This is a genomic window from Pararhodobacter oceanensis (genome assembly GCF_003076755.1).
In the GTDB taxonomy this organism is placed as follows: domain Bacteria; phylum Pseudomonadota; class Alphaproteobacteria; order Rhodobacterales; family Rhodobacteraceae; genus Pararhodobacter; species Pararhodobacter oceanensis.
Map to the genome: position 1 here is coordinate 1 of NZ_QDKM01000012.1, position 24,966 is coordinate 24,966.

24 protein-coding genes, 2 pseudogenes and 1 riboswitch are annotated in these 24,966 nt (G+C 63.2%); of the genes and pseudogenes, 10 read left to right on the forward strand and 16 right to left on the reverse strand.

Annotation, left to right across the window (positions count from 1 at the left end):
* Nucleotides 1–153 (forward strand): annotated as a pseudogene (locus DDE20_RS16965) (IS3 family transposase); the annotation flags it as partial.
* A gap of 318 nt (nucleotides 154–471) precedes the next feature.
* On the opposite strand, the gene DDE20_RS16970 reads toward DDE20_RS16965, so the two are convergent.
* The 4 genes from DDE20_RS16970 to DDE20_RS16990 all read right to left on the reverse strand — a co-directional run bounded on the left by DDE20_RS16970 (nucleotide 472) and on the right by DDE20_RS16990 (nucleotide 4,101).
* On the reverse strand, nucleotides 472–1,161 hold the full coding sequence (locus tag DDE20_RS16970) for a DUF4386 domain-containing protein (protein ID WP_240608167.1): 690 nt from the start codon (nucleotides 1,159–1,161) through the stop codon (nucleotides 472–474).
* Nucleotides 1,162–1,339: 178 nt separating this feature from the next.
* Nucleotides 1,340–2,242 (reverse strand): EamA family transporter, encoded by a 903-nt coding sequence (locus DDE20_RS16975; protein WP_116559726.1) that lies wholly within the window; start codon nucleotides 2,240–2,242, stop codon nucleotides 1,340–1,342.
* A gap of 239 nt (nucleotides 2,243–2,481) precedes the next feature.
* A complete protein-coding gene (gene wrbA, locus DDE20_RS16985; protein ID WP_116559728.1) occupies nucleotides 2,482–3,105 on the reverse strand; it encodes an NAD(P)H:quinone oxidoreductase in 624 nt (207 codons plus the stop codon).
* A 108-nt stretch (nucleotides 3,106–3,213) separates the two neighbouring features.
* The gene (locus DDE20_RS16990; protein ID WP_116559729.1) at nucleotides 3,214–4,101 is read right to left on the reverse strand and encodes a LysR family transcriptional regulator; all 888 of its coding nucleotides are present in this window, start codon (nucleotides 4,099–4,101) and stop codon (nucleotides 3,214–3,216) included.
* 180 nt (nucleotides 4,102–4,281) lie between these two features.
* Here DDE20_RS16990 and DDE20_RS16995 point away from each other — a divergent pair, with 180 nt between their 5' ends.
* From DDE20_RS16995 to DDE20_RS17010, 4 genes and pseudogenes are all read left to right on the forward strand, one after another.
* Nucleotides 4,282–4,800 carry a hypothetical protein gene (locus tag DDE20_RS16995; protein WP_116559730.1) on the forward strand — a complete coding sequence of 173 codons (519 nt, stop codon included), beginning with the start codon at nucleotides 4,282–4,284 and terminating at the stop codon, nucleotides 4,798–4,800.
* Nucleotides 4,800–5,144, forward strand: coding sequence for a TniQ family protein (locus tag DDE20_RS17000; RefSeq protein ID WP_165814552.1), 345 nt, complete (start codon nucleotides 4,800–4,802; stop codon nucleotides 5,142–5,144). The genes DDE20_RS16995 and DDE20_RS17000 overlap by 1 nt, the downstream gene beginning before the upstream one ends.
* 59 nt (nucleotides 5,145–5,203) lie before the next feature.
* Entirely contained in the window at nucleotides 5,204–5,563 is a 360-nt protein-coding gene (locus DDE20_RS17005; protein ID WP_116559732.1) for a hypothetical protein, read from the forward strand.
* Nucleotides 5,530–5,709: pseudogene (locus DDE20_RS17010) on the forward strand (MYG1 family protein); the annotation flags it as partial. The gene DDE20_RS17005 and the pseudogene DDE20_RS17010, both read left to right, overlap by 34 nt.
* 124 nt (nucleotides 5,710–5,833) lie before the next feature.
* On the opposite strand, the gene DDE20_RS17015 reads toward DDE20_RS17010, so the two are convergent.
* The 6 genes from DDE20_RS17015 to DDE20_RS17040 form a co-directional block, all read right to left on the reverse strand.
* The gene (locus DDE20_RS17015) at nucleotides 5,834–6,295 is read right to left on the reverse strand and encodes an SRPBCC domain-containing protein (protein WP_165814553.1); all 462 of its coding nucleotides are present in this window, start codon (nucleotides 6,293–6,295) and stop codon (nucleotides 5,834–5,836) included.
* On the reverse strand, nucleotides 6,292–7,863 hold the full coding sequence (locus tag DDE20_RS17020; protein ID WP_116559734.1) for a sulfatase family protein: 1,572 nt from the start codon (nucleotides 7,861–7,863) through the stop codon (nucleotides 6,292–6,294). The genes DDE20_RS17015 and DDE20_RS17020 overlap by 4 nt, the downstream gene beginning before the upstream one ends.
* 11 nt (nucleotides 7,864–7,874) lie before the next feature.
* Nucleotides 7,875–9,833: a TRAP transporter permease gene (locus DDE20_RS17025; RefSeq protein ID WP_116559735.1), complete on the reverse strand. Its 1,959-nt coding sequence runs from the start codon at nucleotides 9,831–9,833 to the stop codon at nucleotides 7,875–7,877.
* A 119-nt stretch (nucleotides 9,834–9,952) separates the two neighbouring features.
* Nucleotides 9,953–10,927 (reverse strand): TAXI family TRAP transporter solute-binding subunit, encoded by a 975-nt coding sequence (locus DDE20_RS17030; RefSeq protein ID WP_165814554.1) that lies wholly within the window; start codon nucleotides 10,925–10,927, stop codon nucleotides 9,953–9,955.
* Nucleotides 10,928–11,129: 202 nt separating this feature from the next.
* Nucleotides 11,130–12,086 (reverse strand): LysR substrate-binding domain-containing protein, encoded by a 957-nt coding sequence (locus DDE20_RS17035; protein WP_116559737.1) that lies wholly within the window; start codon nucleotides 12,084–12,086, stop codon nucleotides 11,130–11,132.
* Nucleotides 12,087–12,260: 174 nt separating this feature from the next.
* Entirely contained in the window at nucleotides 12,261–12,962 is a 702-nt protein-coding gene (locus DDE20_RS17040) for a helix-turn-helix transcriptional regulator (protein WP_116559738.1), read from the reverse strand.
* 65 nt (nucleotides 12,963–13,027) lie between these two features.
* Between DDE20_RS17040 and DDE20_RS17045 the strand changes: the two genes are divergently transcribed.
* From DDE20_RS17045 to DDE20_RS17065, 5 genes are all read left to right on the forward strand, one after another.
* A complete protein-coding gene (locus DDE20_RS17045) occupies nucleotides 13,028–13,636 on the forward strand; it encodes a glutathione S-transferase family protein (protein ID WP_116559739.1) in 609 nt (202 codons plus the stop codon).
* Nucleotides 13,637–13,896: 260 nt separating this feature from the next.
* A riboswitch (cobalamin riboswitch) is annotated at nucleotides 13,897–14,101 on the forward strand.
* Between the two features lie 128 nt (nucleotides 14,102–14,229).
* On the forward strand, nucleotides 14,230–14,688 hold the full coding sequence (locus tag DDE20_RS17050) for a DUF1636 family protein (RefSeq protein ID WP_116559740.1): 459 nt from the start codon (nucleotides 14,230–14,232) through the stop codon (nucleotides 14,686–14,688).
* Nucleotides 14,685–16,172, forward strand: coding sequence for an ABC transporter substrate-binding protein (locus tag DDE20_RS17055; protein ID WP_116559741.1), 1,488 nt, complete (start codon nucleotides 14,685–14,687; stop codon nucleotides 16,170–16,172). The genes DDE20_RS17050 and DDE20_RS17055 overlap by 4 nt, the downstream gene beginning before the upstream one ends.
* The gene (locus DDE20_RS17060) at nucleotides 16,169–17,095 is read left to right on the forward strand and encodes an ABC transporter permease (RefSeq protein ID WP_116559742.1); all 927 of its coding nucleotides are present in this window, start codon (nucleotides 16,169–16,171) and stop codon (nucleotides 17,093–17,095) included. Before DDE20_RS17055 ends, DDE20_RS17060 begins: the two co-directional genes overlap by 4 nt.
* Nucleotides 17,092–17,874: an ABC transporter permease gene (locus tag DDE20_RS17065; protein WP_116559743.1), complete on the forward strand. Its 783-nt coding sequence runs from the start codon at nucleotides 17,092–17,094 to the stop codon at nucleotides 17,872–17,874. Before DDE20_RS17060 ends, DDE20_RS17065 begins: the two co-directional genes overlap by 4 nt.
* A gap of 81 nt (nucleotides 17,875–17,955) precedes the next feature.
* On the opposite strand, the gene DDE20_RS17070 is transcribed toward DDE20_RS17065, so the two are convergent.
* Genes DDE20_RS17070 through DDE20_RS17095 form a run of 6 tightly spaced genes read right to left on the reverse strand, consistent with a single transcriptional unit; the run spans nucleotide 17,956 to nucleotide 24,966 of the window.
* Nucleotides 17,956–18,243, reverse strand: coding sequence for a putative quinol monooxygenase (locus DDE20_RS17070; RefSeq protein WP_116559744.1), 288 nt, complete (start codon nucleotides 18,241–18,243; stop codon nucleotides 17,956–17,958).
* Nucleotides 18,236–19,855 (reverse strand): GMC family oxidoreductase, encoded by a 1,620-nt coding sequence (locus tag DDE20_RS17075; RefSeq protein ID WP_116559745.1) that lies wholly within the window; start codon nucleotides 19,853–19,855, stop codon nucleotides 18,236–18,238. Before DDE20_RS17075 ends, DDE20_RS17070 begins: the two co-directional genes overlap by 8 nt.
* A 16-nt stretch (nucleotides 19,856–19,871) precedes the next feature.
* Entirely contained in the window at nucleotides 19,872–21,368 is a 1,497-nt protein-coding gene (locus DDE20_RS17080) for an FGGY-family carbohydrate kinase (RefSeq protein WP_116559746.1), read from the reverse strand.
* Entirely contained in the window at nucleotides 21,361–22,203 is an 843-nt protein-coding gene (locus tag DDE20_RS17085; RefSeq protein WP_116559747.1) for a class I fructose-bisphosphate aldolase, read from the reverse strand. The genes DDE20_RS17080 and DDE20_RS17085 overlap by 8 nt, the downstream gene beginning before the upstream one ends.
* Nucleotides 22,194–23,924, reverse strand: coding sequence for a glycerol-3-phosphate dehydrogenase/oxidase (locus DDE20_RS17090; RefSeq protein ID WP_116559748.1), 1,731 nt, complete (start codon nucleotides 23,922–23,924; stop codon nucleotides 22,194–22,196). Before DDE20_RS17090 ends, DDE20_RS17085 begins: the two co-directional genes overlap by 10 nt.
* Nucleotides 23,925–23,982: 58 nt before the next feature.
* Complete coding sequence (locus tag DDE20_RS17095) at nucleotides 23,983–24,966, reverse strand: aldo/keto reductase (RefSeq protein WP_240608170.1); 984 nt, start codon at nucleotides 24,964–24,966, stop codon at nucleotides 23,983–23,985.

Below are 24,966 nucleotides of genomic sequence, written 5' to 3' on the forward strand. Positions count from 1 at the left end.
TACAACACCATCAGGCCACACTCATCGCTCGGAAACCAAACGCCAAAGCAAGCGCGGCAGGCGCTTGAGCAATTTGAGGGCTCCGCGCCCACCGCGCTTGCCCAATCCGGAACCCCAAACTATCAAAGCCAAACCTGCAAACTCTCGTTATGAGTGAGGGACCCATGGGGGGCAGGTCACGCTTCAGTCGCTTTGCAGACACTGCCGAGCGACGGCATGCGGCAGGAAGCTATCGCGGACTATTGGATGGTCTCGACGACGATCCCATGTCTGATCTCGATCAGCCCCGAGCAGAAAGCCAAAAGGGATCGGGCGGCTTTGATATTGGTGAAGATATTTCTGACGAGGATTCAATGGAGTAAAGCGGCGAACAGCGAGGCGAAATATATCATCTCGCTTGATCGAAGCAGAAGGTTTTTTCGGGCGACTTGCCGTCATTCCGGTCCTTAGCCTCACTCCTTAGGTCGCTATCTATGCTTGGTTCCGCAAACGCGGGCCGCGGAGCAAAAGCCATAGGGCAAACCCGATCTCGGCCAAAGTGACGATCAACAGCAGCGCTACTTTAATCGCCGTCAGCAGCATCGAGTCCGGCAGAGCGAACATCTGCACGCTGTCGAACAGATAGCCGGTGCCGCCGAGGATCAGACCGGCGCCGAGGAGGCGGGGATAGAGGCCCGAGCTCATCACCAGCGTGCCGAGCAAGAGAAGATGCAGGCAAAAGAAAATCTGCCAGATCCAGACGCCGCTGTCGTGGATGTAGCGCATAAGACCGGCAAGCTCGATGCGCTGCGCTTCGGTGAAACTGCCCAGCGGGACCGCTCCATCGGCGAGCGCCAGTGATCCGGCGTGGAAAAACAGCATGGCGGCCATCACCGCTACCATCATGAGCCGCGCGTAGGAGGCCGCCAGAGAGAGCGTCGCATTGACGGGGCGGAACATGAAATACAGCATCACCGACAGCAGAACCTCGGCGCAGATCATCACCAGATCGCCGACCAGTCCGGCGTGGAAAAGCCCGCGTTGACGCGCGATATTGGTGAAGGTTGCCGCCGGATCACCCGGTAGGTTGAGCGCGCTTGGCACATAGAGGATCGCGAAACCGCCGGCAAAAGCGATGATCAGATAAAGAGCGCCAGCCAAGCGGGCATAGCCTTGGGACATCGGGTTTTCCAGAACATGCATGGTGATACCTTTCGGATGGTTGGACGGGGTGGCGTCGGTATACGCCTCTTTGGATGACTTCGAAATTGGCCGGGTTTGCCGATTTGATATGCAAATTTGCATGGATCGCCGCGTCGGTTCAGCTCGCAGATCGACGCGGCCTCTTCACGTAAAACCGTCAAACGACGCGGATCTTGCGCTGCAAACGTGCCAACCGCCCTTTTGTCGTGTCGCTGGGCTGGTTGGCGCGCTGTCCGGCCCAGATCGAGGCCAGAACGATGGCCGCGCCAAGGAGTTGCAGTGGCGAGAGGGCTTGATCCAGCCACAGCCAACCGAGGACAACCGCACTCACCGGACTCATCATGCCGAGGATGGAAACCGCCCCCGGTTCGATCCGCGCCACGCCGCGAAACCATAGCGCATAGGTTGCCGCCGCGCCGATCAGCCCGAGCCAGAGAAGACCAGCGTAATTGAGCGCGGTGAGCGGCGGCAGCGGCGGCTCGAGGAGCATGGCAAGCAGCCAGAGGATCAAACCGCCGGCACTCAATTGCCACGCGGTGAAACTGAGCGCCGAGACCGGCGGCTGCCATTTGCGGCTGAGCACCGTGCCTGCCGCCATCGACGCTGCCCCACCAAGACCGGCGGCAACGCCAATCGGGTCGAGATCAGCCTTGGGGCCGATGAGCAAGAGCGCGACGCCAAGCACACCCGCTGCCGCGGCCGCCACCGCTCCGGCACGGATCTTCGTGCCCAGCCAGCCGCGGGCCATAAAGATGACCATCACCGCCTGAAGGGCTCCGAGTGTCGCCGCAACCCCGCCAGGTAGTCGGTAGGCGGCGATGAACAGCAGCACCCAGAACAGCGCGAAATTGAAACTGCCCAACAAGAGCACCCTGCCGATCCATGCGCGCGGCGGCAGGCAGCGGGTTATGGCGAGCAACAGCAGGCCTGCGGGCAAGGCGCGCAGGGCGGCAAGGGTTATGGGATAGCCGGCAGGAAGGGTTTCGGTAGTGACGAGATAGGTGCTGCCCCAGATCGCGGGGGCCAGCGCCGTCAAAAGGATATCGGTGCTGCGTGACATGTTCAGGTCTCTTATGAGGGCTCACCAAAGCGGATGACGCGGCGGGCGCGGGTGGTCGGAACAGGGCGGCAAACCGAGATCGCGGCGCATGCGGGGCGGCAGATACGTCAGGCGCGACGGCATCTGGCGCTGTGCGCCAACAGGCGAGCGCCACAACGCGCGGCCAACGGCTTTCAAGCCTTGCGTCATGCGCGCGACCGGCCGCCGCTCGCGCGCGATTGCGGAGGTTGAATCGCGCATCACGCCGCCTCCTCGAGCCAATCGGTGCCAGCGAGCCGCGCCGCGATCCGCGCCACATGGGCGCCTTGAAATCTGGCGCCTGCAAGATCGACTTCGCTGGGCTGGCGTGAGCCGTCCGCGCCGGCAATCGTGCCGGCACCGTAGGGCGCGCCGCCGATAATCGCGTCGCCCGTCGTCTGGCCGCTGAAGCTATAGGGCATGCCGGCGATCAGCATGCCGAAATGCTGGAGCGGGATCTGCGTGGAAAGCAGTGTCGCCTCATGGCCGCCGTGCTGCGAGCCGGTCGAGGTGAAGACCCCCGCGACCTTGCCGACCAGCGCGTTGCGCGCCCAAAGGCCGCCGGCCTGATCCAGAAATGACTTCATCTGTCCGGCCATCATGCCAAAGAGGGTCGGCGTGCCAAAGAGGATGGCATCATAGGCTTCAAGGTCCGCGGGCGTGGCCTCCGGCGTGTCATCTTTGGCAAAGCCGGCCTTTGTTCGGATCTCCTCGGACAGGGTTTCGGGCACGCGGCGCAGATCGACATGGGTGCCGGGGACGGAGCGTGCGCCTTCGGCTTCGGCCTCGGCAAGGCGGCGCAGATGGCCGTAGCTGGAATAATAAAGAACAAGAACGCGGGTCATGATTTCCTCTCGGGCATAGGTGGATTTGATGCTCGAGAGGATCGGCGAAAGAGGGTGCGCGAATAAGCACCCCGCTGTCACTTGATAATTTACGCTCGTTGAAGAATGTCAGCGCCCGAGCGCTTTGCGCAGATGGTCGATAAAGGCCGTCACCTTGGCGTCCATGCCCAAACGCGAGGCGGTCACCGCGTAGATTTCGGGCGCCGGAAGTTCCCAGTCGGGCAGCACGCGGACCAAAGTGCCCTCTGCCTCGGCGGCTCGCGAGACGAAATCGGGCAACGTGCCGATGCCGTAACCCGCGATCAGCAGGTCGCGCAGCACAAGGCTATTGCCAACCCTTACGGGGGGATCCAGATCAACCTTTGCCGCGCCCGCGGGGCCGTGAAGCTGCCAAGTGCTGAGATGATCGGCCAGAAAGAACCCCACAATGCGGTGGCTCGGAATGTCCTCGGGCGACGCCGGTGTGCCCGCGCGCTCCAGATAGGCAGGCGCGGCAAAGATGCGTTGGCGCATAGTGCCGATCTTACGCGCCACCAGCGCCGAATCCGGCATCGCCGATCTTATCCGAATGGACAGATCAAAGCCGCCCTCGACCATGTCGATCACCCTGTCGTCAAACGAAAGCGTCAGCCGAAGCTCGGGATAGCTGCTCAGGAACTCCGGTAGCATCGTTGCAATGACGGTCTGTCCAAAGGAACTCGAGGCGTTGACCTTGAGTTCGCCGCGCACTGCACCGGCCCCCTCGCGGATGCGCGATTCCACCTGCGTGACGGCGTCAAGAATTCCGCTGGCCTCGTCATAATACAGCCGCCCCGCTTCGGTCAGCGACATCGCGCGGGTGGTGCGGGTCAAAAGCGTGCTGCCGAGGCTTTCCTCCAACAGTTTGATCTCGCGGCTCAAAAGCGCGGGTGAGACGCCGAGGTCTTCGGCGGCACGCGCAAAGCTGCCGCGCTCCACAATGCGGCGAAAGGCTTGCATGACAGAGAGTTTGTCCATCGGATCGTTTCCCAGGCTACAGCGAGGTTCACGTATATCACAGGCGGAAACGGGTGATCCAATGCTGAGTGAGCCGTCGCATGCTGCGCAGCCGCCGAGTGCGAGCGGGAGCACTCACTGCGCCTTACACTGCGTGCAGCTTCAGTGTCCGAGCTCAGCACGGCCTGTGTTAGAGGGGAAGTGTCGACCCACGTGATCAACCGAGTGTCGGCGTTAACCCTGCATGTGCGCGCGGCCATTCAATCCTTGAAGCATTTGATGCAGTCGGATCACGGCGTCGCCTTGACCATCGCCGGGGTTCCAAGTTTGCGGGATGATATCCTCACTGAACCCTCAGGTGAAACATATCGGCGTTTTCGGGAATTCAATCTGTCCATGATCCGCCGAGGTTCGCGATCGGCAATTCTTTTCGGCAGCAATTTCGTTAAGTCTGCCGAAAAGCTCGGGGTTAGCGCGCGCGAAGAGGATGAGTTCGCTGAACGCATCTTGTTTGCAGAACACGGGCAGGTCGGGCGTAGTATCGCTCTCGCCAAGGAAATCCTTCGAGACGCAGTGAGCAGAAAGCGTGATGAACTTTCCCTCGCGCATGCCGAACGTGTGTTCAGAAAAATCAACGGCGATCTCGAGATGACCCCATTCCACTTTGACGATTGGAGCGCGGTCAAGCGGGAATTGGAAGCCATCGGATGGGGGCAGTAATGACCCTATCACCAAAGTTTCCGCTCGATCCGGAGGAGACGTTGCTGTCCTATACTGATCGGCTTTCTCTGATGCATACTGGTCGCGGGATGGACCGCCTTCTCGCAGATCGCGGTATTCTTAAGGAGCATTTCATCGCGGGGCGGCCTGAAGCGGTCGCGACGTTGGCAAAGGCAACGGGTTTCACTGTCGGCGACGTGCAGCGCGTCGCGATCCGGGTGTTTCAGCGTGGCTTTATCTTTCGTGGTGAAGATTTTTCGAGAATGTCGCTCTCCGCGCGGGCGTCTCGCTATTGCCCCGTTTGCTTTGAGGACGATGGGCCAAAGAAGGGCCACGATCAATAGGTGAAGCGCTGGACACCATCCGCCGGACTTCGCCTGCGATCGCCGTTCAGGCGGGCCCATTGGCATACTATGGCACGCTGTTTGATTGGCTGGACCGTCGGAGCAATGCGATTGATCCTGGGCCGATCCGGGATGTTTTGCGAGATCATATTGTTCAGCACACAGCGGTGGAGCGAGGCACCACCGTCCTTGGCGTCGAAATATCCGACCAGAAGTTTTACACGGTTCACAGTCTTTCTGCCGAGGTCGGCATCGAGCGCCCGCGCCTTACTCGGCTGCTCAAGAAGCATGATCAAATTCCGTCGGACGCAACCGACATCGAAAGCGGCAAGGCCATTTTCGAAGCAGCCAAGATCGTGCCCTTAATCGATGCCTTCAATACATCCGCGCCGATCTGCCCGCCGCCTGGGCCGGTCTGACCGACGCCGCCCTGGAGGCGGCCAGCGGCGTGAAAGGCGCGAAGTTCTGCCACAACGGCCGCTTTATCGCGGTGGCGGCGACGCGCGAGGCGGTGTTGCAAATGGCGCAGATCGCGGTGGGAGAGGCCTTGGCCGAGGCCGGTTAGCGCTCGCAGACCTGCCCTCGTTGAGAGCGAGGGCGCGGGGGTCAGATCATCCGAGGTGGGAAGGGCAAGCCCGCGCCGCAGCGGTCCGAAACCACCGCCAGAGCGCGACCGTTTTCGGCCCCTCTCACAGGCTGCGCGCGTAGTCCTCGAGCCAGTCGGCCCAGCGGTCGAGGCCGATCATCACGCGGATCATCTCGGCGGCGCCCGGGCCGTGGCGCTCGAACCCGTCGTGGCGCAGGGTGACCCGCGTGCCTTCGCCCTCGGGGGTGAAATCAACGGTGATCAGACTGGCTTTGGCGGGGTCTGGCTCGGCGCGCCAAGGCTGCACCGTCGCATCCATCTGCCAGCCCAATTCGAGCGTTCGACCGGGGGTAGGGCTGCGCGCGATGCCCCAACTCTCGATCTTGCCGGCAAGGCTGCGCTCGCCCCAGAACCCCTGGGTGAGGTCGATGAAGATCCGGTCAAGCGCGGCTTCTTGGCAATGGGAATGCTCGCGCGGCCACCATTGGTTGATCCTGTCGGTAAACCCCTCCCATGCACGGGCAGGGGCGGCAGCGACGACAATCGAGCGTGTGACCTGTTTCATGCCCGCGCCGTTGGGCAGAGGGTCAGGTTGCGCAGGCTGATCTGGCGTCGGGCCAGCGCTTCGAGCATCGCCAGCTTGCGGTCCTTGGCTTCGGGGGCGCTCCATAGGTTGTGTTCCTCTTCTGGATCTGCGGTCAGGTCATAGAGTTCGCCCCAGTCCGGCGCGTCCTCCAAGAGTGACATACGCCAGCCGTCATCCACAAGCGTGGTGATGGCGCTGCGCGCGTCGGCATCGGCAAAAACCGCAATGCCGGGGTCTTCGATCAACACCGGCGCGGCGGGCGCATCAGCGGCGAAGACGTCATCACCCTGCATGCCGAGTGGAATGCGCAGACCGGCGCGCTGCAGCAGGGTGGGGGCAAAGTCGATGGCGCTGGCCTGACGCGCGCTGACCCCGGCTGTGCGCCGATCGGCAGTGTCGCGCCAGATGAAGGGCACACGGATAACACTTTGATAATGCAAGCCCATTTTCAGGATCGTGCCGTGGTCGCCCATATAGTCGCCGTGGTCGGACATGAACACCACCACCGTGTCCTCGTCCAACCCGCGGGCGAGCAGATGCGCCATCACCCGCGCGATTTCCTGATCGACAAAGCTGATCGCACCGTAGTTGAGCGCGATCACCCGCCGCAGCGCCGCCTCATCAAGGTGGAACGGCCAATGCGAATGGGGATCGGCGTCGCCCATCGCATAGGGGTGGCGCGCCGCTGCGGGCAGGTCTGCATGGGCGGCAAGCGGGCGTTGAGCGGTGGCGGGGAGCTGGACCTCGGCGGGATCATAGAGATCCGCCCAGCGGCCCGGCGCGGTGAAGGGATGATGCGGGTCGGGAAAGGACATCAACAACAGGAATGGCGTGTCCTCATCCTGCGCATCGAGAAAGGCGCAAGCCTCATCGGCAACATAGCGGGTCGGATGCAGCTCTTCGGGCAGAGCCGAGCGCCAGCATTGCGGCACCCGGTCTTCGGGGGCGTCGAGGGCGTTTTCGGGGCCGCGCAGGCTGTCCGGATCGGGGTGGCGGTCGTGTAGCCATTGGCTGTAATGGCCCTCGACCTGATCGCCGTGGCCGATGCATAGGCGCACATGATCGAACCCGTAATAGGGCGTCGGCATTTCCTGTTCATTGCCGCCCGCCCATTTGGCACGGATCTCATTGGCATAGTCGGGACCGCTGCGCTGCTGGCGGGTGCCGCGCCATTCGGCGGGGATCTCGCCCTTGCCGCGTGGCTGTCGGGCGGGAGCGGGGATATCGGTGACATTTTGCAAATGCGACTTGCCGATCATCCCCGTGCGCCAGCCCGCGCTGCGCAGCACATCGGCATAGGTCACGCTGTCGAGCCCCAAGGGAATGCCGTTCTGGCGGCAACCGTTCACCGTCGAGATCTGGCCGGTCATCAGGCAGGCGCGGTTGGGCTGGCAGATCGGCGTGGTCACATGAAAGGCGTCAAAACGCTGCCCCTCGGCGGCCAAAGCGTCGATGGCGGGGGTTTTGACCACAGGGTTGCCGTAGCAACCGAGGTGGTCCCAGCGCTGCTGATCGGTCATCACGATCAGGAAATTGGGGCGTTTCATGGTGACTATCCTCAGGTCTTTTGAGCGGCGGGTAACAGATGCATCCACAGCGCCGCGGCGAGGCCGAGCACAAGGCCGAGGCCGTCGCTTGACAAGCCGCCGACCTGTGCGGGCAGCAGAAGCAGCAGCCCGCCGGCGCCGAGCAACAGGCGTTGCGCGGCATTGGCGGCGGTGAACAGGTAGCCGACCACCGCCGCCGAGACCAACCAGACCCCGATAAAGGCGGTGGCGAAGGTCCAGATGATCTCGGTCGGGGTGCCGATCAGCAAGAGCGCGGGCGCGCCGATGAACAGGAAGGGGATCAGATAGGCCGACCAGCCCATGACCATCGCCGTATAGCCGGTGCGCATCGACTTCGAGCCCGAGATCGAAGCCGCCGCAAAGGCCGCGATCGCCACCGGCGGGGTGATCATCGACATCATCCCGAAATAGAGCACGAAGAGATGCGCGGCGATCGGCTCGACGCCAATCTCAACCAGCGAGGGGGCGATCAGCGTGGCGAGCAGCAGGTAGACGCCCAGCGTCGGCATGCCCATGCCCAGGATGATACAGGCCAGCGCGGCAATCAGCAGCAACAAGAGCAGGCTGCCGTTGCCCAGTTGCACCAGCACCAGCGTCATCGCAAAGCCCAGTGACGAGATGTTCATCACCCCGATGATGATCCCCGCTGCGGTGGCGATCATCAGGATATCGGTGACCGACAGACCGGTGTCACGGAGCACGCGGGCAATGGTGCGCAGGGTTAAACCGGGACCATCTGCGGCGGCGTCGGAGGCCTGCCGCCGCTTGCGCCACTCGAACCAGAAGCCGATGGCAATCACGCTGACCGCCGCCAGAAAGGCCGCGAATTCGGGGCGTTTGTTCAGCGAAAACAGCGCATAGATCAGCACCACAAAGGGCAAGATGAAGGGCCAGCCGTTGCGCAGCACAAGGGCCAGCCGCGGCAGCATCTCGCGCGGGGGGCTGCTGAGCCCGTCGCGGGCGGCCAAGAGGTCCACTTGAATAAGCAGCGCCGCGTAATAGAGCACCGCGGGCAGCAGGGCGGCGGTGGCAATCGAGGCATAGGGCACCTGAATGATCTCGGCCATCAGGAAGGCGGCGGCGCCCATCACCGGCGGCATCAACTGGCCACCGGTCGAGGCCACGGCCTCGATCGCGCCCGCGTGATGCGGTTTATAGCCGCCGCGTTTCATCAGCGGGATGGTGATCACGCCGGTCGAGACCACATTGGCCACCGCCGAGCCCGAGACCGAGCCGAACAGCGCCGAGGCGGTCACCGCGACCTTGGCCGCGCCGCCGCGGTAGCGGCCCATCATCGCCATCGAGACATCGGTGAAAAACCCGCCGCCGCCGCTGTGGTTCAACAGGTTGCCAAAGAACACGAAGGCGACGACCACGGTCGAGGCGATCATCAAGGGCATGCCCAGCACCGCATTGGTGTCGAGCGCCAGAAAGATCACCAGCCGGTCGTTGGCGACATCGCGGCCCTGCAAGGCGCCGGGGATTAAATGGCCGAGCACCGCAAAGCCGAGCGCCACCAGCACCAAGATCACCATCGCCCAGCCGGTGGCGCGGCGCAGCCCCTCGATGCTGAGGACCAGAATGATCACGCCGACAATCAGCGCATCCATGGGGCGCATCCATAGGCGGGCCAGCAAATCGGGATAATTGATCGCGACATAGCCGCAGGCCAGCAGTCCCAGCAGCGCCGCCACGATATCATACCACGGCAGGGTCGGGCGGCCCGCGCCGCGCAGGGGGCGCGAGACAAACACGGTGGCCAGCGCCAGACCGAGCATCGCCGCGACATATTGCTCGTTATAGATATTCAGCCCGATCTGGCGAAACAGGTCCACCGCCCAAGCCAGCGCCATCAAGGTCACCGATCCGGCGAGGAACGAAATCACCACCGCATGCAACCCCTGCGGTGACGCGGCGGGTTTCAACAATTCGGGCTCTTGCGTGGTCATCTCAAAGTCCTCGGTTCCGGTATTCGGCTGGTGATCGGCACTGGCTGGCCAGATGGCAGGGGGCAGGCCCCTGCGATCCGTTTTTTTTGTCTCAGGTCGTTAGTCTCAGGTCGCAGGGATCAGTCGGTCAGGCCCTGCGCGGTGAAATAACTGGCGGCACCCGCATGCAGCGGCAGGCCCTCGACCGGGCTGGCGATCAGATCATCGCTCATCGCGGCCAGACCGGGGAAAGTGGCGGCCAGCGCATCGCGGTTCTCGTTCAGCGCGGCGATCACCGCGGCCACCTCAGCGTCGGGCACATCGGCGCTGGCCAGCAAGACAAAGGTGCCGGTCATCATCGCCATCTCACCCTCGATGCCGGGACGGTTGGGCAGCGGGCGCACATGGGCCATAAAGGCGCCCGGCGTGCGGCTGCGGATGGTGGCATCGGATTCGGGCGTGTCGGGGACGGCCAGAAAGCGGATACCGCCGAGCGCCACATCAGCCTGTGCCACCGCGCCCGATCCGGGCGAGAAGATCGCCGCATCGACCGCGCCGGTCATCAGATCGTCGATCCCGCGGCTGCCATTGGGCGCCGGCACAATGGTCACGTCGTCCAGTGTCAAGCCGACGGTGGCGAGGGTGGTTTCCAGATAGCCCGCCAGCACCCGCTGCTGCGGAAACGCGCCCGCCAGCCGCTGGCCGCGCAGGTCTTCGAGCGACTGGATATCAGAATCGGCGGCGACAAAAATGCCCGAGTGGAAGGGCATCAGATTGGCGACCAGACGCAGATTGCCCATCATGCGGCCGTCAAAACTGCCGATCCCGGCGGCGGCTGCGGCGGCGATATCCGAAGAGGCAATGGAGAATTCCAGCTCGCCGGTTTCGACCAGCGGGATGGTCACTTCGGGCCCGCCTTGGGGCACGACGCGCACTTGCAGATCGCTGTTTTCGGTGGCCACTCGGGCGAGGGCGGCGGCCACGGTGAAGGCCAGCGAGCCCTGCGGCAACGAGCCGATCGACAGCGTTTGCGCCTGTGCTGATCCGGTGGCGGACCCAGCGATCAGGGTTGCAAGGGCGAGGCCAAAGCCAGCGGCGCGAACAGAGAAGGACATCACGATATCTCCTGTTGGGGGGCGCTCGTCTCGGAATGGACGAGGCTGCATTGCCACCCTAAACGCGGAATCGCGTGATGAACTATGCGAAGTTCGGGATTATCTATGTGTCTTGAACATATGTTTTCGCACAGCAGTGCCCCGGTGTATTGCCTGTCGGGGGTCTGATTGATGTCCGGGGCCGGATGTGGCGCTGTGGGGCCTATTTCAGCCCCATCTCCTCGATCGCCAGATGCATCTGTTTGAGGAAATACCGCTCGACCGGTGTTTGTTGATGGCCACGGCGCCAGAACAGGCCGACGTCATCGTCTGGTTGCTCAAACACCACATCCAGCGCCACCATCAGCCCGCCGTCCTCGTCGCTGCGGTAGGTATTGGCGGGCAGGAACATCACCGTGTCCGAGTGCAACAGCAGCGCCCGCGAGATCCCCACCGCCCCCATCTCCATCCGGTCCTCGGGGATGCTCAGCCCGTCGCGCAGAAACAGCGCGTCGATCATCTGCCGGATCGGGGCTGTCGGCGCGGGCAGAATCCAGCTCAGGTGCATCAAATCGGCCAGCCGCAGCTTTTTCGCGCCCGCCAAAGGGTGTCCGGCGCGCGCCATCACCCGCCATGACTGGCGAAATAGCCGTTTGGTGGCCAGTGCGTCATCGGGGGAATGCTGGTTCAGGCGGCCAATGATAAAGTCCAGATCACCGGCGCGCAGGCCCGGCACCAGATGATGATAAAGCCCCTCATAGACCGAAATGCGGATGCCGGGGCGCTCTTGGCGGACCTTCATCAACACCCGTGGCAGCGGTCCCGAGGCGCCATTGGGCAGGCTGCCGATGGCCAGTAGGCCGGTGTTGGCACGGTCGAGATCGGTGATCCCCTGCCAGGCATTGCGCATCTCGTTGAGGATCGCGCGGGCGTGGAGGACGAAAAGCTCGCCTTCGGGGGTCAGCGATACGCCCCGCGCGCGGCGCTCGAAGAGCTGCACATCGAGCACTTTCTCGACCTCGCGCACCGCCCGCGAGACCGCCGGTTGCGAGATGTTCAAGGCGCGCGCGGCGCCCAGAATATTGCCGTTTTCCGCAACCTTGTCGACAAAATGCAAATGCCGCAGCGAGAGGCGCGAAATCAGCAGCGGCCAAGCCGGGTCTCCTTTCGCGCGGGTCATCTTATATCCTTAGTGTTGGCCAATTCATCACCAGTTTCGCCGCTGCCACGGGGATGTCAACGGGCGCTTGCGGGCATGTAGCGGACCCATGACGAGGGTGCCACCGCTGGCTGCTGCAGGGGCGATACGTCATCCGTTGCCGAAGGGTTAGCTGCCGCGCTGACGGGCACTGGTTTACCCCACAGCCCCTGCATTCCGCCGGTATTGCGCTGCATAGTCGCGCAGCAGGGGGACGCGGCGGGGGCGGAAGCTGTGGCCGTTCAGGCTGGCCGTTTCAATCCGCGAGACGTAGAAAACGCGCCAGTCCTGCCGCAGACAGCACCAGACCAGCAGCATCAATTTATGCTCGGAATAGCTCAGGCCCAGCGGCCAGACTTCGCGTTCGGTGGTCTGCCCATTGGCATCGCAATAGCGCATATCGAGCGCCAGTTCCTCCCAGCAGGCGCGGCGCAGAAGCGCGGTGTCGATGTGGAACGCCTCGAGCACCGGCGGCGGGCGGAAACTGCGCAACACCGTATGCAGGGCCTGCTGCGCCTGTTGATCGGGCAAAGTGGCGATGATCCGCGCCAGTGCCGCGCGCCCCGCACCCTCGAGCGCCGCATCGCCGGTCTGGCGCAATTCGCCCACCGCCAGCACCAGCGCCTCGATTTCCAGCCGCGAGAAGCTTTGCGGCGGCAGGGCGGGGTCCTCGGTCAGCCGGTAGCCGACGCCAGCCTCGCCATCAATCAGGGCGCCACCGGCGCGCAGGGTGGCTATGTCGCGGTAAAGCTGGCGCCGCGAGACCGCGGTTTCCTCGGCCAGCCGCGCGGCGGTGACCGGCGCGGGCAGGCGGCGCAGCGCATCCATCAGGCGCATAAGACGGTCGGTTCGGGACATGCTGACGTAATCTGTCAGCAGAGCGCGGGTAAAGCAAGTTACCGAATGCAACCAAGGAGGCCCAGATGCCAACTCTCTATCACGCTCCGCTGTCCCGCTCGACTTCGATCCTTGCGCTTATTGAAGACTTGGGCGTTGCCGATCTTATTGATGTGGTCGAAGTCAGTGTCGCGCGCGCCGATGGCAGCGGCGGCGCCGATCCGCGCAACCCGCATCCCGAGGGCAAAGTGCCCTATCTGACCGACGGCCCGCAGCATCTGCGCGAGCGCGGCGCGATCGTCGCCTATCTGACCGACAAATACCCCGACGCGGGGCTTGGACGGCCGGTCGGCCATCCGCAGCGCGGGGCGTTTCTTAGCTGGCTGTTCTATTACCAAGGGGTGATGGAGCCGGTGCTGGTGCTGGATCTGGCAAAGGTCCAGCACCCGATGGTGCAGGCGACCTTCCGTGATTTGGAGGCGGTGTTTGCGCGTCTGGCGGAGGCGCTTGCGGGCCAGCCCTATCTGTTGGGCGAGGAATATTCGGCGGTCGATCTGCTGCTCTCAAGCCCGTTTCAGTGGATGCCCGAAGTCGCACCCGACGATCCCGTGGTGCAGGCATGGATCGCCCGCTGCGCCGAGCGTCCAGCGGTAAAGGCCCTCGCCGAAAGAGAGCTCGCCGCGCTGTCGGGATAAGCCGTGTTTGTGAGCATCCTGCGCAGCAGGGGCGGCTAGCGACTCGTTGCTCAGCACTGACCGTTTGCTACGGTCGGACTATGCGCAACGGAAGCACTTCACCGGATGGCTTCGAGGGCGTCCTTGAAGCCATTCGCAACCGGCTGATCGCGCGGCAAGGGGGCAGGGGATGAGACCTGCCCCGAACCGCCCGTTTCCAGCACCATTACCAACCCTCACACAACGTATTGTTGCGGTTGACAATGTTTTGCCCATGACGTTTTGTGGCGCCGTCAGCATGGTCGCCATTTCCCGATGGCGCTAAGAGGGAATGAGGTGAGGGCGTTTGCCCGATGCCTCGACTGCCCCCGCAACTGTAAGCGGAACGTTGGCGCCGAAGTTACCACTGATCGCTGCGGCGGTTGGGAAGGTTGGCGTTAACCATGTTCCGCGAGTCAGGAGACCTGCCTGCTGAGAAATTCAATCAGCCAGGCGGGGTGACCTGGCGGGAGTGGACCGATGCGTGACGCCAATCCGGCGACAGATATATTCTGCATCAAGCCGGCCTTCGGGCCGTCGGATCCGACCTGCTTTTGCCCGCCGGAAAGGTGGGTATGGCGGGTGATCCCGAGGTAACTCTCTCTATTTGTTTGCGGTGCCGCGACGGGCGCGAGCAGCGTGACAGCGATCTTGCCCAGCGTGGCGGGCGGCGTCTGGCCAATGCCATTGCCGCCCAGTTCGACGCGAGCGAGGCGGCGCGACTTGGCGTGCGGTTGCGCGGGGTCAATTGCATGAGCCAATGCAAACGCCCCTGCGTCGTCGCTCTGTCGGGGGCAGGGCGCTTTACCTATCTGTTCGGCGATCTCGATCCCGCAAGCCACCGGCCCGAGGTGCTGGCGGTTGCTGCCGCCTATGCGCAGGCCGAGGGCGGTTTCCTGCCGCGTTCGGCGCGGCCACGGGTTTTGCAGGCCGGTATCCTTGGCCGCATCCCGCCTTTCGGTTTTGCCGGCGATCTCGTCGAGCCGCTAGCCACAACATTTTCTACACAGACAGAGGAAACCTGCGACCCATGACCCTATTTCGATTGAAACCCCTGCTCGCCGCAACGGCGATTTGCGCAGCACTCGTGACGCCCGTCGCCACCTATGCCGAAGACCTTGTGATCGGCCAAACCTTCCTTGCCTCGGGGCTTGATCCGGCCGAGGGCTCGAACGGCTGGGCGGTGGTCAGCCATGGCATCGCCGAGCAGCTGTTTCAGGTCTCGCGCGATGGCGAGGTAGTGCCCAATCTTGCCGCTTCGGCGGTGCAGAATGCCGATAGCAGTTGGCTGGTGGAACTGGCGGCTGATCGCTTCTTTTCCGATGGCACGCCGGTCACGGCCGCCGCAGTTGCCGAGGCGCTGAACCGCACCGGCGCGGCCAATCCTTCGGCGCGGGCGACGGCGGGGCGCATGGTGTTCAGCGCTGTGGATGAGGATACGCTGAGGGTAGACACCGAGCAGCCGACGTCGATCCTGCCGTCAATTCTGGCGGAATGGGCGTTTCCGGTCTACCGGCTTGAGGGCGAGGAGATCATCTTTACCGGACCCTTCGCGGTCGAGGCCTTCGAGCCGGGCGGCTCTATCGAGATGGTGCCCAACGCGCATTATGCGGGTGCCGCGGATCGACCCAATGTCACCCTGAGACGCATTGGCGACGGGCAGTCATTGGCGCTGGCCTTCGCGTCGGGCGAGGTCGATATGGCGTTCCATCTGCCGGTGGAAACGCTGCCGATGTTGGCGGGGATCGAGGGCGAGGCGAAATCCTTCCCCGTGGCCTATCAATATATGATGTGGATGAACACGCGGGCGGGGGCCTTGGCGGATGTGCGGGTTCGCCGGGCGATTGATCTGGTGGTCAACCGTGCGGATCTGGTGACGGCGGTGCAAGCGGGGGTTCCGGCAACCGGCGCGTTTGCCCGCAGCTATCCGTTTGCCGCGACCGAAGACCTGCCGCATGACCCCGAGGAGGCCGGCGCGCTGCTGGACGCCGCCGGTTGGCAGCTTGGCGAGGACGGGATGCGGCGCCGCGACGGGGTTGCGCTGGAACTGGTCCTCTATGCCTTTCCGCAGCGGCCGGATCTCTTGACCTTCCAGCCGGTCCTGCGCGGGGCTTTGGCCGAGATCGGCATCTCGGTGCGGACACAGGTCACCGAAAACCCCAATGATGTGGCAACGCGGGGTGCCTTCGACCTGCTGCTTTGGGCGCAACACACGGCTCCGGCGGGGGATCCGGGCCAGTTTCTGTCGCTGTTCTTTGAAACCGGCGCGGCGCGGAATTACACCGGCTGGTCGAATGCCGACTATGACGCGCTGATCGCCGAACTGCGCGCCGAAAGCGATCCACAAGCCCGGATCGCCCTTGCGCGTGATGCGCAGGAGATGATCGCGGCGCAGGCGCCGGTGTCGTTTCTGGTGACGCCGGAATGGCATGTCGGCCTATCGCCCGCTTTGGCCGGCTATGAGCCTTGGGGCTCGGATTACTATGTGATCCGGCCGGACCTGCGTGTGGCCGAGTGAGCGCGACGCAGACCTTGCAAGATATCGGACGGCTGGCCCTATCATGGCTGGCCGTTTGCGCTGCGGCCTTCGTGCTGTTGCGGCTGATGCCGGGCGATCCAGTCGAGGTGTTTCTGGCGCATGTGAACATCCAGTCGGGGCCGGATATCGCCGCCGAATATCGCGCGCAATGGGGGCTTGACCGCTCGATCGGCGCGCAATTCCTGCGCTGGCTGCTGGGTTTTGTCACGCTGGATTGGGGCGTTTCATTTGAGACGGGCCGGTCGGTGGCCGCAGAGTTTTCTGCGAGATTGCCCTATTCCATGGCCATCGGTTTCGGCGGGATGGCGCTGGCGGTGTGTTTGGGCTTTATGCTCGGGTTTTATGCCGCACATCGTCATGGTGGATGGGCGGACCGCGGGTCGCGTCTTTTGGCCGTGGCGGGGCAGACCCTGCCGGCCTTTGCCGTGGGGCTGGTGCTGTTATGGGTGCTCGGAGTGCAGCTTCGGTGGATCAACGCTTTCGGCGGTGGCGCTCTGGAGCGGATCTTGCTGCCTACGCTATTGGTCGCGTTTTTCTCCATCGGCTCGATTGCGCGGCTGACCCGCGCGGGGTTTATGGAGGTCAAGACCAGCCCCTATTACCGCACCGCACTGGCCAAGGGACGGTCGGAAATCGCCGCGCTTTGGCATCACGGCTTTGCGGCGGGCGGGCTGACGCTGATCGCCGGACTGGCGCCCGAGCTGGCATGGATCGTTGGCGGCACCGCGACGGCGGAAATCGTGTTCGGCGTGCCGGGCCTGTCGGAACGGGTGGTGCAAGCGGTCAACCAGCGTGATTATGCGGTGCTTCAGCCCTATATCGCCCTGGTCGCGATCTGGATCATGCTGGTGCTCAACGGTGGTCGGATGCTGCGCAAATTCTGGGATCCGAGGCTGGTATGAAATGGGGGCTACCCTGCGCGGCTTTGGTCGCGGTTATTGCGCTGATGTTGCTCATCGGATCGGGCCGGATGGGCGACCCGCATGCGATTGATCTGGGCAACCGGCTGGCGGCGCCCTCGCTGACCCATCTGCTGGGCACCGACCATCTGGGGCGCGATCTTGCCAGCCGGGTGATCTGGGGCGCGGTGCCCTCGGTGATGGCGATTGCCATCGTGCTGGCCGCTGGCATCGGCTTTGGTGTCACCGCCGGTGGTGTGATTGCGCTGGGCCCGCGACCGCTGCGGCAAGCGGTGTCATGGCTTGCGGAAACCGCGCTGGCGGTGCCGACGCTGGTGACGGCGCTGGTCTTGTCGGCGGCTTTCGGCGCGGGCGTCTGGAGCGTTGCGGCGGCATTGGTGGCGACGTCCTGGGCGCCCTATGCGCTGGCCAGTGCGGCGCTCTTTGATCGCGCGCGCGCCGAGCCCTATTGGCAGGCGAGCCAAGCCCTCGGCGTATCACTTCCGGCGGCGCTGCGGCGTCATATGCTGCCCAACGCCTGGCCCGCCATCGGCGCGCTGGCAGGGGCGGATGCAGGGCGCGCGGTGGTGCTGGTGGCCTCGCTGGGCTTTATCGGTTTGTCGGCGGATACCGGACGCCCGGAATGGGGGGCGATGGTGTTTGAATACCGGATGTTCCTGTTCACCGAGCCGCGTCTGGTGCTGGCGCCGATCCTCGCCTGCGCGTTGACCACGGTCTTTCTGCATGTAGGATTCGACCGGCACAGATTTGGCCCGCGATGATACGCGGCTTCGGGGCTGCTGGGCCATTGGCGGTTGGAACGGCCGGCACCGGCATGGCGAGGCTTCATGGGAGCGTCAGGCTCAATCTTGCGGGAGTTTATTCACCGTCATCGTCGCGTGGCCGGACAAGGTGTTTTGCTTGAAGGCTTGCAAATGCTCAGTGGCAAGATGGTCGCGCCAGTGATCGACGCTTTCCCAGACCTCGTAGATCAGGCTGGCCCTCGCGTCCTGCTCATGACGGTAAATATCATAGCGCAGGCACCCCGGCTCCTGTCGTGTGGGCGCCGCCAGCCTCTCGATTTCGGCGCGCACATACTCCTCATGGCCGGGTTTAGCGAGGATCCGGGCGACAACGATGAATTCAGCCATTAGCTTGCTCCAATATCATATCTGCGGCTTTCTCGGCGATCATCACCACCGGCGAGGCGGTATTGCCCGAGACAATCCGTGGCATGATCGAAGCGTCAACCACGCGCAAGCCCTGCAACCCGTGCACCCTTAGATCACTACCCACCACCGCGTCCATGTCATTGCCCATTTTGCAAGTGCCCACCGGATGAAAGATGGTGGTCGCAATATTGCCGGCCTGTTCCAGCAATGCGGCATCGGTTTGGTGTTCCGGCCCCGGCAGGATTTCATCAGGGGCATAGGGCGCGAGCGCCGCCGCCGTCATGATCTGGCGGGTCTGTTTGATCGCCGCAACCGCAATGCGTTTGTCGCTTTCCGTGGACAGGTAATTCAGCCGGATATCTGGCTGATCCGCGCCCTGTCGCGAGGTGGCGTGGCAACTGCCGATGCTTTCCGGGCGCAGATTGCAAACCGAGACGGTGATCGCCGGAAACGAATGCAGCGGGTCGCCCAAACGGTCGGTGGAGAGGGGCTGCACATGATATTCCAGATCCGGCGTCGCCAGTGATGGATCGGATTTGGTGAACATGCCGAACTGGCTGGGCGCCATCGACATCGGCCCGCTTTGCACCGCCAGATATTGCAACCCGATCCGCGCCTTGCCGAATAGCGAATTGGCTTGGGTGTTCAGGGTTTTCGCGTTTTTCACCCGATGCACGGTGCGGATTTGCAGGTGGTCTTGCAGGTTTTCACCTACACCGCGCATCTCATGCAGGGGGGTGATACCCAACCCGGCGATCAGATCGGGCTGGCCGATGCCCGACAGTTCCAGCAGTTTCGGCGAGTTGATCGCGCCCGCAGCCAGCAGCACCTCGGCCTGCGCTCGGGCGGTGTAAGTCCGGCCCTTGCGGGTGAACTCGACGCCGGTCACGGTTTTGCCCTCCAGCGTCAGACGCTCGGTCAGGGCATGGGTCAAGACCCGCAGGTTGGGGCGTTTCAGGGCCGGGCGCAGAAACCCGCTGGCGGTGCTCCAGCGAATGCCATGCCTTTGATTGACCTCGAAAAACCCCGAACCCTCGTTATTGCCGTCGTTGAAATCATCGCGCGGCTCGATGCCGAATTCTCGGGCGCCCGCCTGCACCGCGCGCAGGATGTCCCAACGCAACCGTTGCTTGGAGACCTTCCATTCGCCGCCGGATTTGTGCATCGCGCTGTCGCCCGCGTGATGGTCCTCGGATTTGAGGAAATAGGGCAGCACATCGTCCCAGCCCCAGCCGGTATTGCCCAACTGCCGCCAGTGGTCATAATCCGCCGCCTGACCGCGCATATATATCATCCCGTTGACCGATGAGCAGCCGCCCAGAACCTTGCCGCGCGGATAGGTCAGAGAGCGCCCGTTCAACCCCGGTTCGGCGGCGGTTTTCATCATCCAGTCGGTGCGCGGATTGCCGATGCAATATAGATATCCGACCGGAATCTTGACCCAGTGATAGGCATCCGAACCCCCGGCCTCGAGCAGCAGGACGCGGGTTTTCGGGTTTTTCGTCAGACGGTTGGCGAGCACACATCCGGCGGTGCCGGCGCCGATGATGATATAGTCATAGGTTCCGTCCAGTGTCCGGGGTTTCTGCATCGTCGGTTCCATGCGTTCAGGTCTTGGCCCAGAAACCGCGCATCATCTCGGTCAGGGCAAGATAGGTGTGATAGCGGGCGTCGTAATGTGCCTTAGTCGCGGGGTCGGGCAGCAAACGCTGGCTGACACGGGTCATTGCCGCGATCCCGGCCTCGTAATCCGCAAAGATCCCGACGCCCACCGCCGCCCCGATTGCCGCGCCCAAGGCGCCGGTCTCGCGGGCTTCGGCGACGGTGATCGGCACACCCAGCCCATCGGCGAAGATCTGCGGCCAATGCGGGCTACGTGCGCCACCGCCAGAGAGCGTAGCGCGGTCCATATGCACCCCGGCCTGTGCCAGAACCTCGATATGGCGGCGATGTTCGAACATCACCCCTTCAAAGATTGCGCGCAGCATATGGCCCTCGGAATGCCAGCCCGCCAGACCATAGAATCCGGCGCGAAACTCGGCCCCTTGCCGCGAGCCATAGAGGAAGGGATGAAAGAACGGATCATCCGGCGCCGGATCGACACCGGCGACCAGCGCGTTGCACTGGCCGAAGGGGTCGTCGTGATGCTGGCCGCGTTCGACAAACTCGCGCACATACCATTCCAGATTGGCCGCCGAGGTGGCGCTGGATTCGATGTTGACGAAGCGCTTCGGCCCAAAGCCCGAGGCCATGAACACACGCTCATCCGAGACCGGCGCATCCGAGAACACCTGATTGATGCTCCAGCTTCCGACAATGATCGAGGCGTCGCCCTTGGCGCCCGCGCCCGAGCCCAGCGCAGAGGAGATCACGTCGAAATAACCGGCGATAACCGGCGTGCCCGCGGCCAATCCGGTGCAGGCGCTGGCTTCGGGGGTGATATGACCCGCAATCGCCGCCGGATCGAGCAGCTTCGGCAACAGCGGCGCCGCGTCGCGCAACCCGTAAAGGGCCAGAAGTTCGTCACTGTAAGTGCAATCCGGCATCGCCGTCAGGCCACAGCCCGACATATCCGAGATATCGCTGAACCTCTCACCGGTCAGCTTGAAGCCGATGAAATCCTTGCACAATAACGCGGCGCCGGTGCTTTGGTAGATCTCGGGCCGGTGGCGTTTGATCCATGCCAATAGCACCGGTGTTTGCGAGGGCCAAGGGCGTTGCCGACAGATATCATAAAGCGCCGCCCCGTGTTCCGCGTCGAGCTCTGCCGCCAGATCCGCGCCGCGCGTATCCAGACTTTGGATGCCGAGCAGCGGCGTGCCGGTCTTGTCGAGCAAATAGAGCCCGTTGCCATGTCCGGCGCAGCCAATCGCGGCGATCTCTTCGGGCGCGATCCCGGCCTGCGCGATACAGCCGCGGATGGCCGTTTGCGCATTGGCCCATAGCTCGTTGAGATCGCGCTCCACCTGTCCTGCGGCGGGGGAGGAGGATTGCCCGTCAATCGCATGCAGGGCGATCTGGCGGCCGGTCAGGTCGAAAAGCACCGCCTTGATCACTGTGTTGCCGGCATCGAGCCCCAGCAGATATTTTTGCGCATCAGCCACGGTTGTAAATGTCCCAAGCCTCTTCGCCGCTGGCGCCATTGTGGATCAGTGCCATCAGCGCCGCGACCACCGCTTTGGGGTTGTCGTGCTGATAGATATTGCGACCGTAGACCATGCCTTTTGCGCCCTGCGCGATGATCGCCGCCGATTTCATCAACACCGTCTTGAGGTCCTCCTTGCCGCCGCCGCGCACCAGCACCGGCACGCGGGCGGCCTCGACCACACGGTGGAAATCTTCGGGGTTTTCGGTGGGATCGGCCTTGATGATATCGGCGCCCATCTCGCTGGCCAGCCGGGTCAGGGTGACGATCTTTTCGGCGTTGCCATCGACCTGATAGCCGCCGCGCACATCATTGGGCAGCATCACCAGCGGTTCGATCATCAGCGGCATGCCGTATTTCTGGCAGGCAGCGCGCACACGGCTGATGTTCTCCACGCATTGACGGAACAGATCCGGCTCATCGGGCAGCATGAACAGATTGACCACCACACAGGCGGCGTCCATTTCCAAGGCGCCGATGATCGGCTCGTCGGCGTTTTGCAGCAGCGACCACATCACCTTGTGGCGCTGGTCGTTATAGGGATTGCCCATGTCGATGCGCATCACCAAAGCTGGTTTGTCTTTTTCCGGGCGGCTTTGCAGCAAATCCGCCTGACCATAGGCGCATTGGATCGCATCGGGGCGGGCGGCGATCAATGTGTCCATCACCTTGGGCATATTCTCCAAACCCACCATAAAACTGGGCTCGTTGCAGACGCCGTGATCAATCGCCACGTCAAGGCAACCGCCATTGGTGAACATCCGGTTCATCCGGGCTTTGGGGCTTAAGCGCATGTGGGTATCCTCTTGTCGGTTCGCTGTTGCAGCATATCCAAGGATACGCCGTGAAAATCTCGCAAGTCATCCATCAGGGCTTGCTGTTCGGAAAGGGTGTGTTCTTGCGTCCAGCCGAGTTCTGCCGCCAGCACTGCTGCGATGCGGGTGATCAGCGCCGTCGAGATCTGGCCGGTGATCGCCAGATCGGTGCGCCGCATCACCAGATCGGCTATCGTGACCACATGCTCGCGGGTGGCGAGAAAAGCGATTTCCGCAGCGGTATAAAGGCAGCCGGAGGCCAGCGGCTGATCGTCACCGCGTGCCGCGCAATAGGCCAGAACCGTGCGGGCGTTGCTGCCATAATGGGCGACCAGATGAAGCGCGCGGGTGCTGGTGATGGCGAAGTCTCGACATAGCTCCTGCTGCAGGTCATCCGCGCCAGAGGTAAATCCGGCACCGCCGCCAATGGCCATATCCCGTGTGCCGGTCTTGCGGCTGTGGCCCAATTCCTTGAGCACCTCGTCGGCGGTCTGTTCGGCAAAGGCACGAAAGGTCGTCCATTTGCCGCCCACCATGCAAAATTGCGGCACCTGACCCTCCAGCCGCATCGTGTGATGCCCGCGCGAAATGCGTCCGGTAAAATCATGGTCACTTTTCGGCAAGGGCCGGATGCCGCTGTAGCTAAAGACAATCTGCTCCGGCGAGACCGCGACGTCGGGGAAAACCCGGCGCAGCGAGGCCAGAATATAGTCGCGTTCCTCTGGCTCGCAGCGCACCCGCTTTGTCTGTTCAACGCGAATATCGGTGGAGCCGGCCAGCACATTCCCCAGATAGGGAAAGACAATGCAGATCCGGCCATCGTCATTCTCGAAATAGATCATCTGGCCGTTGAGTGCCTGCAGCAAATCGGCATTATCGAGGATCAGATGCGAGCCTTTGGTGCCCGAGACCAACCGGCCCGCGCTGTTCGGGCTCGGGGCCAACTGGCCAATCGTTTCATCCAGCCACGCGCCGGTGGCATTGACCAGAACCTTGGTGGTGACCGGAAGTATCTCGCCGCTGCGCAGATCGGCAAGCTGATATCCGTTGGCCACTGGCGAAAGCTCGGCATAGTTGAGCGCCACCGAGGTCGGGCTGGCGAGGGCCGTGTCTTGCACAAGTTCCAGCCCCAGCCTTTCGGGGTGGCTGATCCAGGCGTCGTAATAGGTGGCCGAATACCGCAGGTCGTCGGTCAATTGCGGCCAGATCGCCTTGGTCGCTTTGGCGCTGCGAAACTGGTGCCGCGGCAGAAGCCGGCGCTTGCGCGTCACCCAATCATAGAGCGACAGGCCCAGCTTGATCGGCAAAGCGCCGCGGCTGGCGGGTTTGCCCGAGCGCCCGATGAATGACATCATCGCATTCAGCGTGCCGGAAAACATCGAGGTGACCGGCACCGTGGTGGCGAGTGGCCGGACGAAATGCGGGGCGTTTCTGAGCAGGGCATCACGCTCGGCCAGCGACTCGCGGACCAGATCAAACTCGCCGTTCTCCAAATAGCGCAACCCGCCGTGGATCATCCGCGATGGGGCCGCACTGCACCCCGAGCAGAAATCACCGCGCTCAACCAAGAGCACCCGCAGACCTTGCAACGCGAGTTCGCGGTAAACGCCGATACCATTGATACCGCCGCCCACGACGACAACATCAAAGCTGCCGTTTGCGGATAGCGATGCCAGACTGGTGTCTCGTGGTGAGGGCATTGGGTCTCCATGCACCAAAGATGGCTTTGGCGTTCATGCGGGCGGATCGGGCGACAGATTATCCGTCGAGGTTTTGCAGATGCCTTTGGGCAGCGCTGCTGATCGCGGCGATATCTGCGCCAGACAGGCGCAGACGCCCGGCCTTGGCGTTTTCGCGCGCCTGATCGGCATTGCGTGCGCCGCAGAGTGAAAAGGTGATGCCGGGTTGCTGCACCGTCCAAGCGATGACCAGTTGCGCCAGCGTCGCGTTATGGGATTCGGCAATCGGCGCGATCTGATCCATCAAGGCTTTGACCTTCTGCCGGTTCGCGGCGGAAAATCTGGGGTTGTCCTTGCGCTGATCGTCGCCGTCGAACGTGCGGCCCGGTGTCATCTTGCCCGACAGCAGCCCCAGCGCCAGCGATGAATAACTGAGCGCGGAAATCCCCTGTCTGGTGGTCACCGGCAGTAGCGTCGTCTCGATCTCGCGTTTGACCATGCTGTATTCTTCTTGAACCGCGTCAAGCTGGCCCGCCGCCACATAGGCTTCAATATCCGCGACACTGGTATTGCTGGCCCCGATTGAGCGGATTTTGCCTTGCGTCTTCAGGGTCTCCAGCGCCTCCATCGTTTCGTCGATCGAGGTCGTCGGGTCCTGCCAATGGGTGATGTAGTGGTCGATATATTCGGTGCCCAGCCGTTTGAGGCTCTGCTCAAGCTCGTAGATAATCGCGTCTTTGCCCAGATAGCGATGCACCGGCTTGCCGTCATAATCAAAGAAGTGATTGCCCTTCTGGCAGTGCCAGACCAGCCCGCATTTGGTCGCCAGAACCACCTGATCGCGCCGCCCCTTGATCGCTTTGCCGACGATCTCCTCGGCGGTGCCCTGACCATAGGCCGGGGCGGTGTCGATCAGCGTGATACCCTCGTCAATCGAGGTCTGGATCGCGGCAATCGAGCGGCTTTCATCCGTGCCGCCCCACATCCAGCCGCCAATTGCCCAAGTGCCCAAACCGATCACCGAGGCCTCGATCCCACTGGCCCCGATTGGGCGTGTTAGCAT